Origin of the sequence: Verrucosispora sp. SN26_14.1 (assembly GCF_004307965.1) — a bacterium.
Classification (GTDB): domain Bacteria; phylum Actinomycetota; class Actinomycetes; order Mycobacteriales; family Micromonosporaceae; genus Micromonospora.
Genome location: NZ_SISL01000154.1, coordinates 1 through 12,584 on the forward strand (window position 1 = coordinate 1; position 12,584 = coordinate 12,584).

The following is a 12,584-nucleotide window of genomic DNA, read 5'->3' on the forward strand; positions in this document are numbered from 1 at the left end:
CCGGCTCTCAGGTCGCGACGGCGCAGCCGCTGGTCGGCGCGGGCACCACGGTCGGCGCGCCGACCGACGGCAACCCGAGCAACACCCCGGGGGTACGCGGCGCGCGTCCCGCCTCGGCCGCGTCACCGGCCCGGGTCCGCCGGTGCGACACCGGCTCCCCGTCGGCGTTGAGATGGTGCGGGGCGGCGTAGGTGATCGTGGTGTGCACGATGTCGCCCGGCCGGATCGAGCCCGCCTCGACCGTGCCCGTCGCGAAGTGCACCAGGCGGCCGTCGCGGGCCCGGCCCGACATCCGGCCGGTGCGGTCGTCCTTGCGGCCCTCCCCGACGGCGACCAGCACCTCGACGGTCTCGCCGACCAGCTTGCGGTTCTCCGCCCAGGTGATCTCCTCGACGCAGGCGATCAACCGCTCGTACCGTTCCTGCACCACCTGCTTGGGCAGTTGGCCGTCCATCGTCGCGGCGGGCGTGCCGGGGCGTTTCGAGTACTGGAACGTGAAGGCGGAGGAGAACCGCGCCTCGCGGACCACCTCCAGCGTGCGCACGAAGTCCGCCTCGGTCTCGCCGGGGAAACCGACGATGATGTCCGTGGTGATCGCCGCGTCCGGCATCGCGGTGCGGACCTTCTCGATGATCCCCAGGTATCTCTCCGACCGGTACGACCGGCGCATCGCGCGCAGCACCTCGTCGGAGCCGGACTGCAACGGCATGTGCAGCGAGTGGCAGACGTTCGGCGTCTCGGCCATCGCGGCGATCACGTCGTCGGTGAAGTCCTTCGGATGCGGGCTGGTGAACCGGACCCGCTCCAGCCCGTCGATCTCCCCACAGGCGCGCAGCAGCTTGCCGAAGGCGTACCGGTCGCCGAACTCCACGCCGTACGAGTTGACGTTCTGCCCGAGCAGCGTCACCTCCAGCACGCCCTCGTCCACGAGCGCCCGCACCTCGCTGAGGATGTCGCCGGGACGGCGGTCCTTCTCCCGGCCCCGCAACGACGGCACGATGCAGAAGGTGCAGCTGTTGTTGCACCCCACCGAGATCGACACCCACCCCGCGTACGTGGACTCGCGGCGGGTCGGCAGCGTCGACGGGAACACGTCGAGGGCTTCGAGGATCTCCACCTCGGCGGCCGAGTTGTGCCGGGCCCGCTCCAGCAGCACCGGCAGCGAACCGATGTTGTGGGTGCCGAAGACCACGTCGACCCAGGGCGCCTTGCGGACGATGTCGCCGCGGTCCTTCTGCGCCAGGCAGCCGCCGACCGCGATCTGCATCCCGGGGTGCCGGTCCTTGACCGGCCGCAGGTGCCCGAGGTTGCCGTACAGTCGGTTGTCGGCGTTCTCGCGGACCGCGCAGGTGTTGAACACCACCACGTCCGGGGTGTCGTCGGCCTCGCCCGCGCGGATGTATCCCGCCTGTTCGAGCAGGCCGGAAATGCGCTCGGAGTCGTGCACGTTCATCTGGCAGCCGTAGGTGCGCACCTGGTAGGTGCGCGGGCCGCCCGCCGCTGCGGTAGTCATGACGTGCAAAGCGTAGCCGGACCCGTGTAACGGGGCGGAACGAGGAGGAGCCGTGTGCCGAAGCATCAAGACCCTGCGTGAGCCGTACACCCCACAGGTGACCGACGCGGACGTGGAGGCCGCGGCGTTGCAGTACGTCCGGAAGATCTCCGGATTCCGCGCGCCGGCGGCGCACAACGCCGCCGCGTTCGACGCCGCGGTGGCCGCGGTCGCCGCTGCCACCCGCACGCTGCTCGACGAACTCGTGGTCCGCGGCGCCCGCCCGAGCTGACGCGCACCCTCGGTGCCGTCTCAGTGCAAGGAAGGGCACCTTGTTAACGCCTGCGGTAGAGGAAGGGACCCTTGTTAACAGCAACCCTCGTCTTGGCGGCTCGCGCCGTTAAGAGGGGGCCCGTGCTCTGCACGAGGCGTTAAGAAGGGGCCCTTCCTTACACCTCAGGCGGCGGCGAGGGCGGGGTTCACCGAGTCCGGGGTCCACCGCGAGCGGTGGCACCGGGACCAGCCCCGACAGCGCGAGTCGGCCTCGGTGCAGAGGCGGCGCTCGCTGAGCACCTCACCGTCGTCGGTCTCCCGCACGTCGAAGTGCACCGGACGGATGCTCCCGTCGGGTGCGACCAGCAGGTGCCGGGTCTCGTCGAGCGTGTCGTCGCGCAGCAGGCAGTTGCGGTCGAGCAGCCGGGCCAGCGCCGCGACGCTGGGCAGTTCGGGCAACCCGTCGGGTACGCCGTAACTGTCCACGATCGTGGCGAACTCCCCCGGCGCCTGCCACACGTCGCAGATCACCGCGTACGTTGGCAACCGGGTCGGGTCGGCCACGGCCAGGGGCATGACCACCCGACCGAGCGCCTCGGCCAGTGCCGGGTAGACCTCCACCGGTCGCACCTGGTCGATTCTCCAGTTCCACAGCTCGGTCATGCCGCCTCCTCGCTGTGCTCGTTCCACCGGCCTCCGGATCGGGCCTTACTGACGATGGTGGGGGGCATTTGCCCCAAGCCGGGGGCAAGTTACCGGTCTGTGACCATTCTGGGCAAAATTTCCCGACGTCACATCGCTCGACGTAGCGGGAAGGTGACAGTTTATCGGGTATGGTCCGCGCTCCCACGCAACGGCTCGCCGGGTCGGCGCAGCGCCATCCGGTGCCCCACGCGGGTCAGTGGTGCGGAACGATCCAGGGCTCTACCCGAGGCCCGCGCAGGACGACCGTCAGCGCAGGACGATCCGGTGTTCGCTGCGCGGTCGCAGTTCGCCGATCACCGGGGCGCCCGGCACCTCGCCGGCCACCAGCAGGCCGCCCGAGGTCTGCGCGTCGGCCAGCAGCAGCCGCTCGGCCTCACCGACGGCGCCGAAGTCGGTCCACGGGGTCACCCATTCGAGGTTGCGGCGGGAGCCGCCGCTGACATACCCGTCCCGCACCGCTTCCGAGGCGCCGGCCAGATAGGGCACCCGGGCAGTGTCGATCACCACGGTGAGTTCGCTGGCCCGGGCCAGTTTCGACGCGTGGCCGAGCAGACCGAATCCGGTCACGTCGGTGCCGCAGCGCACGCCGGCCGCGACCGCCGCCCGGGCCGCATCCCGGTTGAGCGTGGTCATCGCGGCGACCGCCTCGGGGAAGTTCTCCCCGGTGTTCTTGTGCCGGGTGTTGAGCACGCCGACACCGAGCGGTTTGGTCAGCGAGAGCGGTAGTCCGGCCCGCCCGCCGTCGAGGGTGATCAGCTCCTCCGGCCGGACCAGGCCGGTGACGGCCAGCCCGTACTTGGGACCGTCGTCGTCCACGCTGTGCCCGCCGGCCAGGTGGCAGCCGGCCTCCTGGGCCACGTCCCGGCCACCGCGCAGCACCTCGCGGGCCAGTTCCAGTGGCAGTACGTCACGGGGCCAGCAGAGCAGGTTGAGCGCCACCAACGGGGTGCCGCCCATCGCGTACACGTCGGAGAGTGCGTTGGCGGCGGCGATCCGGCCCCAGTCGTACGCGTCGTCGACCACCGGGGTGAAGAAGTCGGCGGTGGTCACCACGCCGGTCCGCTCGTCCAGCCGGACAACCGCCGCGTCGTCGCCGTGATCGAGCCCGACCAGCAGGTCGGCCGCGCCGGCGGCGGGACCGAGCCCGGCCACCATCGCCTCCAGCTCGCCGGGTGGGATCTTGCACGCACATCCGCCGCCACGGGCGTACCGCGTCAGCCGCACTGCCTCGGTCATAGCCCCATGATCTCCGTCACTCGGTGTGAGCACCAGCGCTCACAGGCAATTTCGGACTTCAGGTCAGGATCCGGGTCGGTGTTACCGCTCCGTGACCAACTGAGTTGTCTACCGACATGTCGCCCCGCCTACAGTGGCCGCTAACCGAGGGTCATCCGGCCCTCAAAGCAATGAGGGGGACGGTGGACGACGTGACGACGGGCGAACCGCTCATCGTGCTGGACTCGGTCAACAAGTGGTTCGGGCCGTTGCATGTACTGGACGACGTCTCGGTGTCGGTGAACCGGGGTGAGGTGGTCGTGGTCATCGGCCCGTCCGGCTCCGGCAAGTCGACCCTGTGCCGCACGATCAACCGACTTGAGCCGATCAACTCCGGCACCATCACGTTCGACGGCCAGACGCTGCCGGCCGAGGGCAAGGCCCTGGCGAAGCTGCGCAGCGAGGTCGGGATGGTGTTCCAGTCCTTCAACCTCTTCGCGCACAAGACGATCCTCGAGAACGTCACCCTTGGCCCGGTCAAGGTGCGCAAGGAGAAGCCGGCGGCGGCCCGCGAGCGGGGTCTGGCCCTGCTCGACCGGGTGGGCATCGCCAACCAGGCCGACAAGTACCCGGCCCAGCTCTCCGGCGGTCAGCAGCAGCGCGTCGCGATCGCCCGGGCGTTGGCCATGCAGCCCAAGGCGATGCTCTTCGACGAGCCCACCAGCGCACTCGACCCGGAGATGGTCGGCGAGGTGCTGGAGGTGATGACCTCGCTGGCCCGTGACGGCATGACCATGGTCGTGGTGACCCACGAGATGGGCTTCGCCAGGCACGCCGCCAACCGGGTCATCTTCATGGCCGACGGCAAGCTGGTCGAGGAGTCCACCCCGAACGAGTTCTTCGCCAGCCCGAAGACCGACCGGGCCAAGGACTTCCTCTCCAAGATCCTCACTCACTAGTCCGACCGAATACGAGCACGCCGTCCCCCCCGGCGGCGGAGCTTTGTCGCAGAAGGAGATGAAAAATGCGTATTAAGCGCATAGCGGCCGTTGCCGCGGCAGCCACCCTCGCCCTCGGCATGACCGCCTGCGGCGGGGACGACGCCGACGACGCCGCCACCGGCGAGACCAAGGACTTCGCCGCCGGCAGCACGATGGAGCGCCTCAACAAGGCCCAGTCCATCAAGATCGGCACCAAGTTCGACCAGCCGCTGTTCGGCCTCAAGGGCCTCGACGGCGACCCGCAGGGCTTCGACGTCGAGGTCGGCAAGGTCATCGCCGCCGAGCTGGGCATCCCGGCGAGCAAGATCGAGTGGGTCGAGACCCCGTCCGCCGTCCGCGAGCAGCGGATCGAGGAGTCGGCGGTCGACCTGGTCATCGCGACCTACACGATCAACGACACCCGCAAGGAGCGGATCGACTTCGCCGGGCCGTACTACATCGCCGGCCAGACGATCCTGGTCCGGGCCGACGAGAACGAGATCACCGGCCCCGACTCGTTCAAGACGACCACCAAGAAGATCTGCTCGGTGCAGGGTTCGACCCCGGCCAAGAACATCGAGCCGTACCTGAGCAACGTCGCCGAGCAGCTCGTCGTCTTCGACGTGTACACCAAGTGCCTCGACGCCCTCAAGGGCGGCCAGGTGGACGCGATCACCACGGACAACGTGATCCTGACCGGCTACATGTCGCAGAACGAGGGCCAGTTCAAGCTCGCCGGTGAGACCTTCACCGAGGAGCCGTACGGCATCGGCCTCAAGAAGGGCGACAACGACTTCCGCACCTTCCTGAACGACACCCTCGAGGCGTCCTTCACCGACGGCCGTTACCTGGAGGCCTGGAAGAACACCGCGGGCAAGGTCGACTCGACCGACCCGAAGATCCCGACCGTCGACCGCTACTGATCCCTTAGCTGAAGGGTGATTTCGTGAACGTCCTCGTCGACAATTTCGACGTCTTTCGCAGTGGATTCTTTGTCACTCTTCAGCTCTGCATCCTGTCGGCCACGGGGGCGTTGATCCTCGGCGTTCTCGTGGCCGTCATGCGGATCTCGCCGGTGCCGCCACTGCGGTGGCTCGGCGGAACGTATGTCACGGTGCTGCGCAACTGTCCACTCACGATTGTCATGTTCTTCGCGGCGTTCGGTCTCCCGGCACTCGGGTCCAACGCCGACTTCCTCCGGATCCCGGGGCTGGACGCGATCTTCCAGCGCATGGGCACCGACCTCCCGTACTTCCGGTTCGCGTTCATCGCGCTGAGCGTCTACACGGCCGCGTTCGTGGCCGAGGCGGTCCGCAGCGGTGTGAACGGTGTGTCGAGCGGCCAGGCCGAGGCGGCTCGGGCCATCGGGCTCACCTTCACGCAGAACCTGCGCTTCGTCGTCCTGCCCCAGGCATGGAAAGGAGCGATCGTGCCGCTCGGCAGCGTGCTGATCGCCATGATCAAGAACTCGGCGCTGGCCGGCTTCTTCGGCGTCGCCGGAGACCTCTCCGCCAGTGGCCAGGCACTCACCAGTGTGGGTGGCCTGCCGATCATCCCCGTCTTCATCGGCATCAGCCTGGGCTACCTGATCCTCACGGTCCCCCTCGGCCTGATGCTGGACCGGATCGAGCGCCGGCAGGCGGTGGCCCGATGAGCAACCAGACGATGTCGGTCCTCTACGACGCCCCCGGTCCGCGCGCCCGTCGGGTCACCATCATCTCCAGCGTGCTCGCCGCCGTCGCGGCCGTCGCCGGTGCCTACTTCCTCGTGTACAAGCCGCTCGACGAGCGTGAGCAGTTCGCGATGGAGAAGTGGGGACCGCTGATCGACCCGAGCAACGAGGTCTTCGGCCAGGTGTGGACCCAGCTCGGCCAGGGCTTCCAGGCCACGCTGATCGCCGCCGCGCTGGCCATCGTCAGCTCGCTGGTCTTCGGCACCCTGCTCGCCATCCTGCGGGTGCAGCTCAAGGCGCTGATGCGCCGTCGCTTCACCACCCTGGCGCCGCCGGTGGCCCTGGCCGTACGCGGGCTGAGCTGGGTGCTCAACGGCGTGACCAAGTTCTTCGTCGAGGTGTTCCGGGGACTGCCGGTCGTCATCACGATCTTCTTCTGCGCCAGCGGCCTGCCGGTGCTCGGCGTGGACCTGGGCAGCATCCTGTGGTACCTGGTGATCGGCCTGACCATCTACAACGGTGTGGTCATCGGTGAGATCCTCCGCTCCGGCATGGAGGGCCTGCCCGGCGGCCAGCGCGAGGCGGCCGACGCGATCGGTCTGACCTCGTTCCAGGCGACCCGGATGATCCTGCTGCCGCAGGCGTTCCGGATCATGCTCCCGGCGCTGATCAGCCAGCTCGTCGTGGTCTTCAAGGACACCTCGCTGGGCTTCATCATCAGCTACGAGGAGGTGCTCCGGAAGAGCAGCTTCGTCATCCAGGTGCTGGACAACCCGATCCAGGTGTACTTCGTCGTCGGCGTCATCTACATCGCCGTCAACTACCTGCTGTCGAAGCTCGCCGAGTACGCCCAGCGCCGCCTCGCCCAGGGCCGTCGGGCGATCAAGAACACGCCGAAGGACGACGCGACCCCGAACCGCGCCGAGCCGGGTCTCGGCCAGGACGTGGCGGTCGCCGGCACCACCACCTGACCTCGATCAGGAGCACCACACGAACCGGATGGCCGGTCGGAGGCGAGAAGCCACCGACCGGCCATCGGCGTCAGCGGGCGATCTCGGTGACCCGGGACTCGCGTACCACCGTCACCCGGATCTGCCCCGGGTAGGTCAACTCTTCCTCGACCTGCTTGGCCACGTCGCGGGCCAGCACCGCCGCGCCGATGTCGTCGACGTCGTCGGGCTTGACCATCACCCGGATCTCCCGGCCCGCCTGCATGGCGAAGACCTTCTCCACACCCTGCTTGCCGGCCGCGATCTCCTCGATCCGCTCCAGCCGCTTCACGTACGCCTCAAGGCTCTCCCGCCGTGCCCCCGGCCGTCCGCCGGAACAGGCGTCGGAGGCCTGGGTGAGCACGGCCTCGACGGTCTGCGGCGGCACCTCGTTGTGGTGCGCCTCGATGGCGTGCACCACGTCCTCGCTCTCGCCGTACTTGCGGGCCACGTCGGCACCGATGATGGCGTGGCTGCCCTCCACCTCGTGGGTGAGCGCCTTGCCGATGTCGTGCAGGAACGCCGAGCGCTTGATCAACGGCACGTCCAGGCGCAGCTCGGCGGCCATCACCCCGGCGATGTGCGCGGTCTCCACCAGGTGCTTGAGCACGTTCTGCCCGTACGAGGTGCGGTAGCGCAGCCGCCCGAGCAGGGTGATCAGCTCGTCGTGGATCTCGGTGATCCCGACCTCCACGAGGGCGTCCTCGGCGGCCCGCCGGCAGAGCTGGTCCACCTCCTGGCGGGCCAGGTCGTGCACCTCCTCGATCCGGTGCGGGTGGATCCGGCCGTCGAGCACCAGCTTCTCCAGGGTCAACCGGCCCACCTCCCGGCGTACCGGGTCGAAGCAGGAGAGCAGCACCGCCTCGGGGGTGTCGTCGATGATCAGGTTGACGCCGGTGACCGACTCGAAGGCCCGGATGTTGCGGCCCTCCCGGCCGATGATCCGGCCCTTCATCTCGTCGCCCGGCAGGTGCAGCACACTGACCACGCTCTCCGCGGTCTGTTCGCTGGCCACCCGCTGGATCGCGTCGACCACGATGTGCCGGGCCCGCTGCTCGGCCGTCGACCGGGCGTCGGACTCGATGTCCCGCACCAGCAGCGCGGCCTCCCGCTTGGCCTGGGTCTCGATCGCCTCGACCAGCTCGGTCCGGGCCGCGTCGGCGGTCAGTCCGGCCACCCGTTCCAGCTCCCGACGCCGCTGGTTCTCCGCCTCGGTCAGCTCCGTCTCCCGGACCGCCAGCGCCGCCTCACGAGCCGCCAACGCCGCATTCGCGGCGGTGAGCTGGCGCTCCCGCTCGGCGAGCCGCTCCACCTCCTCGGTGTGCAGCCGCTCCCGCTCGTCCATCCGGGTCGCCCGCCGCTCGACCTCGGCGGCCTGTTCCCGGGTGGTCGCGGCGAGCACCGCCACCTCCCGCTCACCGCTGCGCCGGGCCGCCGTCCGCAACTGTTCGGCGTCCGCCTCGGCCTGCTTGTGCGCCCGTTCCAGTACGGCGTCCGCCTCGGCGCGGGCGTCGTCGAGCACCCGGCGTGCCTCCGCTCGGGCCGACTTCGCCTCCGCCTTGGCCCCCGCCGCCTCGGCGCGCGCGGCGGACGCCGCCGACTTGGCCACGTCGATGGTGCTGTTCACCTCGTCGGCGGCGGTCCGCAACGCCGCCAGCGACTGCTCCCGACGGTCCTTCTCCGCGATGTAGGCGGGATCCTCCGGCGCGGGGCGTGACTGCATGCCGCGCAGCACCCGCAACCCGAGGAAGGCCGCACCGAGCACGACCACGGTCAGCAACAGGACGGCGACCAGGAGCACCACGTCCAGGCCCCTCATCCGGCGGCCCCCCGGGCTGCGTCACCGGTCGCCGCGAGGCGGGGCGTCGGCTTCCCCGGCGACCCCGGACTCTGCTCACCGTCGTCGGTGGCCCCCGCCTCGGCGGGTGCGCCCGCTCCCCCGCTCATGCCGGCCACCCGATGGACCCGTACCGCCTCGACATGGCGCGCCTCCCCTGAACGTCGCGCCGCAGCAGCATGCCGGTGGACACGCTCCTACGGCTCTGGACGCCCGACCGGAGCGCCTGGCCGTGGGATGGCTTCCTCCGCCGACGAGGTCACGGGGACCGTCGGCGGGCCGGGTGCAGTTGTCACGCCGATCCGGACCGGCCTGTCCGGTCGACGTATGCAGCCGGCGAAACCGGCCAAAGTGATGCTGTTCTGTTACGAGATCTATGTTGTGCGCTTAGCCTGCGCCGGTCGGGCAATGTGAGCCTTTATGGCGAGGCTAGGACTCCAACGCCCTCCGGTCAAGAAGTCATGATCAAACCACCCGGACGGAGAGAAGTCGCTCAGTCACCCTGAGCCACTGAAGAGTCGGACGTGAGCGGACAAACGCCACCGATGTCCGAGCGAACCTCCGGTCAGTCGCCCGGACCGCCCGGACCGCCCGCAGCGTCCCCCTCGGCGTCGATCAAGGCGTCCGCGTCGAGTCGCTCGGCGAACTCGGCCGCCTCGGCGCTCTGCGCCGCCAGGGCGTCCTTCACCGCCCGGATCGCCACGCCCGGGGGGTAACCCTTGCGGGCCAGCATGCCGACCAGTCGCCGGAACACCGCGTCCGGCTCACCTCGGGCCGTCCGCAGCTTGCGCTCCACCAGGGCCCGCGCGGTCTCCGCCTCGGTGGTCTCGTCCAACTCACCGAGCGCCTCACTGGCGGTCTCACCGTCCACGCCGTGCCGGCGCAGCTCGTTGGCGAGCGCCCGGCGGGCCAGCCCACGGCCGGCGTGCCGGCTGCTCACCCAGGCCCGGGCGAACGCGGCGTCGTCGATGATGCCGACCTCGTCGTACCGGTCGAGGACTCCGACGGCGGTCTCCTCGGAGATGCCCCGTCGGGCCAGCGCGGCGGCCAACTCGGCACGGGTGCGCGGACGCACCGCCAACTGCCGCAGGCAGATCTCCCGGGCCATCTCGGCCTCGTCCCGGGGCGGGTTCGTCCGTCGACCGCCCGCCGTTTCCTCGACCGCCGACGCGCCGGGGCCCGTCTCGTCGTCGGGCGGACCGGCGGCCGGGTCGAACTCGTCACCGGCGGCGCGGCGACCTCGACGGGGGCGAGGGGTGCCATCGGCCGCACGGGGCGGACTGGCATCCCAGCCCCGCCCCGTGCGCGCACGTCGTCCAGCCATGAGTCAGATCAGAAGTCGACCGGCGGCAGCTCCGGGCCACCGGCGGCATCGCCCGCACCGACCCCGACGCCGAGCTTCTCCAGGATCTTCTTCTCGATCTCGGCGGCCACGTCCGGGTTCTCCCGGAGGAACTCGCGGGCCTTCTCCTTGCCCTGGCCGAGCTGGTCACCGTCGTACGTGTACCAGGCGCCGGACTTGCGGATGATCGCCTGCTCGACGCCGACGTCGATCAGCGAACCCTCGCGGGAGATGCCCTTGCCGTACATGATGTCGAACTCGGCCTGCTTGAACGGCGCGGCCACCTTGTTCTTCACGACCTTGACCCGGGTGCGGTTACCGACCACGTCGGTGCCGTCCTTGAGGCTCTCGATGCGGCGCACGTCGAGCCGGACCGAGGCGTAGAACTTCAGCGCCCGACCACCCGTCGTCGTCTCGGGCGAGCCGAACATGACGCCGATCTTCTCGCGGAGCTGGTTGATGAAGATCGCGGTGGTGCCGGTGTTGTTGAGCACACCGGTGATCTTCCGCAGCGCCTGGCTCATCAGCCGGGCCTGCAGACCCACGTGGCTGTCGCCCATCTCGCCCTCGATCTCGGCGCGCGGCACCAGCGCGGCGACCGAGTCGATCACGATGATGTCGATGGCGCCGGAGCGGACCAGCATGTCCACGATCTCCAGCGCCTGCTCACCGGTGTCCGGCTGGGAGACCAGCAGGGCGTCGGTGTCGACGCCGAGGGCCTTGGCGTACTCCGGGTCGAGCGCGTGCTCGGCGTCGATGAACGCGGCGATGCCGCCGGCCCGCTGGGCGTTGGCCACCGCGTGCAGGGCGACCGTGGTCTTACCGCTGCTCTCCGGGCCGTAGACCTCGACGACCCGGCCCCGGGGCAGGCCGCCCACGCCGAGCGCGACGTCGAGGGCGATGGAGCCGGTGGTGATCACCGCGGTCTGGATGATCGGCCGCTCCCCGAGCCGCATCACCGAGCCCTTGCCGAACTGTTTATCGATCTGAGCGAGAGCAAGGTCGAGCGCCTTCTCCCGGTCCGGCCCTGCCGCCATCGTTGCCACCCCTGCCTTCGCCGGCGTCTTTCCTGAGCTTCGCGTCACGCGGGACACGCTAGGCGCTGGGTCCGACAGAAAACCAGCCGACGGGCCGTGATCTGTGGACGAGCACCCCGCTGTGGACAATAGCCGAACAGGTGTACGAGTCGGCAAGGGACACGCGGAAGTAACGAATCGGCTGCTCAGCGTAGTCGGGCGGGCACCCGGTCGGGATAGGCGGCGACCACCGCACGCCACACCACGTGCGTCTGGGCACCGGCCGCGAGCGCCTGCTCGATGGTCCGCCCGTCGAGCTGCGCCAGCACCTGGTCACGGGCGATGCTGGCCGCGTACCCGGGGCCGAACGCCTCCTCCAGCCGCGTCCAGAAGTCGGTCAGCCGCACGTCGATCAGTCCTCCTCGTCCGGTGCGCCCACCGGCACCGGCCGCAACGCTAGCGCCAGCAGGGGGGCGACCGCGACCGCCGCCAGCAGGGTCAGCACGGGATATCCCGACACCTGCACGACAAACCCGCTGATCGCGCCGGCCAGCGCACCGGCCAGCCCCATGAGCAGGTCGGACAGGCCCTGGGCGCTGGGACGTACCGCGTCCGGCACGGACTCCGACAGCAGCGTGGAGCCGGCCACCATGGTCGCCGACCAGCCGAGCCCGAGCAGCACCAGCCCGACGACCAGCCGGGGGGTGTGGTGGCCGGCGGTGCCGGCGACCGCGCAGGCGGCCAGCAGCGTGCCGACCCCGCCGAGGATCACCGCGCGACGGCCGAGCCGGTCGGCGAGCCAGCCGACCACCGGGGCGAGCGCGTACATGCCGGCGATGTGCATGCTCAGCACCAGCCCCACCACCGGCAGTACCTCGTCCACCGGGTGGAACTCGCGCAGGTGCACCGGGGTCATCGCCATCACGGCCACCATCACCAGGTGGCCGACGGCCACGGCGGCCACGCCGAGTCGGGCGGCCGGGCGGGCGCGTACCACCGACCAGGCGGCACGCATCCCCGCACCGCGCCGGGCCGACGGCACCGGCACCGGCACGGGCCTGGC

At 70.1% G+C, this 12,584-nt stretch carries 13 protein-coding genes; 5 read left to right on the forward strand and 8 right to left on the reverse strand.

The features are described from left to right. Nucleotides 1–7: 7 nt before the first annotated feature. Nucleotides 8–1,513, reverse strand: a complete 1,506-nt coding sequence (miaB, locus tag EYA84_RS15470) for a tRNA (N6-isopentenyl adenosine(37)-C2)-methylthiotransferase MiaB (protein ID WP_131053777.1) — start codon at nucleotides 1,511–1,513, stop codon at nucleotides 8–10. Between the two features lie 52 nt (nucleotides 1,514–1,565). Between miaB and EYA84_RS15475 the strand changes: the two genes are divergently transcribed. Further along, nucleotides 1,566–1,784 carry a DUF2277 family protein gene (locus EYA84_RS15475; RefSeq protein WP_117226614.1) on the forward strand — a complete coding sequence of 73 codons (219 nt, stop codon included), beginning with the start codon at nucleotides 1,566–1,568 and terminating at the stop codon, nucleotides 1,782–1,784. Nucleotides 1,785–1,948: 164 nt separating this feature from the next. Here EYA84_RS15475 and EYA84_RS15480 read toward each other — a convergent pair whose 3' ends face one another. Then, entirely contained in the window at nucleotides 1,949–2,428 is a 480-nt protein-coding gene (locus EYA84_RS15480; protein WP_131053778.1) for a hypothetical protein, read from the reverse strand. Between the two features lie 288 nt (nucleotides 2,429–2,716). Continuing rightward, on the reverse strand, nucleotides 2,717–3,706 hold the full coding sequence (gene selD, locus EYA84_RS15485) for a selenide, water dikinase SelD (protein ID WP_131053779.1): 990 nt from the start codon (nucleotides 3,704–3,706) through the stop codon (nucleotides 2,717–2,719). A gap of 170 nt (nucleotides 3,707–3,876) precedes the next feature. Here selD and EYA84_RS15490 point away from each other — a divergent pair, with 170 nt between their 5' ends. From EYA84_RS15490 to EYA84_RS15505, 4 genes are all read left to right on the forward strand, one after another. Next, nucleotides 3,877–4,644 carry an amino acid ABC transporter ATP-binding protein gene (locus EYA84_RS15490; protein ID WP_162854365.1) on the forward strand — a complete coding sequence of 256 codons (768 nt, stop codon included), beginning with the start codon at nucleotides 3,877–3,879 and terminating at the stop codon, nucleotides 4,642–4,644. 65 nt (nucleotides 4,645–4,709) lie between these two features. Beyond that, nucleotides 4,710–5,588 carry a glutamate ABC transporter substrate-binding protein gene (locus EYA84_RS15495; protein WP_131053781.1) on the forward strand — a complete coding sequence of 293 codons (879 nt, stop codon included), beginning with the start codon at nucleotides 4,710–4,712 and terminating at the stop codon, nucleotides 5,586–5,588. 23 nt (nucleotides 5,589–5,611) lie between these two features. Continuing rightward, nucleotides 5,612–6,319, forward strand: coding sequence for an amino acid ABC transporter permease (locus tag EYA84_RS15500; protein WP_131053782.1), 708 nt, complete (start codon nucleotides 5,612–5,614; stop codon nucleotides 6,317–6,319). Then, nucleotides 6,316–7,308, forward strand: coding sequence for an amino acid ABC transporter permease (locus EYA84_RS15505; RefSeq protein ID WP_131053783.1), 993 nt, complete (start codon nucleotides 6,316–6,318; stop codon nucleotides 7,306–7,308). The genes EYA84_RS15500 and EYA84_RS15505 overlap by 4 nt, the downstream gene beginning before the upstream one ends. Nucleotides 7,309–7,378: 70 nt before the next feature. Here the strand turns inward: EYA84_RS15505 and rny are convergent, their stop codons facing one another. The 5 genes from rny to EYA84_RS15530 all read right to left on the reverse strand — a co-directional run. Next, nucleotides 7,379–9,145 (reverse strand): ribonuclease Y, encoded by a 1,767-nt coding sequence (gene rny / locus EYA84_RS15510; RefSeq protein ID WP_131053784.1) that lies wholly within the window; start codon nucleotides 9,143–9,145, stop codon nucleotides 7,379–7,381. A gap of 583 nt (nucleotides 9,146–9,728) precedes the next feature. After that, nucleotides 9,729–10,487, reverse strand: coding sequence for a regulatory protein RecX (locus EYA84_RS15515; protein ID WP_131053785.1), 759 nt, complete (start codon nucleotides 10,485–10,487; stop codon nucleotides 9,729–9,731). 8 nt (nucleotides 10,488–10,495) lie between these two features. Further along, the gene (recA, locus tag EYA84_RS15520; protein ID WP_131053786.1) at nucleotides 10,496–11,542 is read right to left on the reverse strand and encodes a recombinase RecA; all 1,047 of its coding nucleotides are present in this window, start codon (nucleotides 11,540–11,542) and stop codon (nucleotides 10,496–10,498) included. A 185-nt stretch (nucleotides 11,543–11,727) separates the two neighbouring features. After that, on the reverse strand, nucleotides 11,728–11,928 hold the full coding sequence (locus tag EYA84_RS15525) for a DUF3046 domain-containing protein (protein WP_131053787.1): 201 nt from the start codon (nucleotides 11,926–11,928) through the stop codon (nucleotides 11,728–11,730). A gap of 5 nt (nucleotides 11,929–11,933) precedes the next feature. Further along, a partial coding sequence (locus EYA84_RS15530) for an MFS transporter (RefSeq protein WP_131053788.1) occupies nucleotides 11,934–12,584 on the reverse strand: 651 nt, incomplete at its 5' end.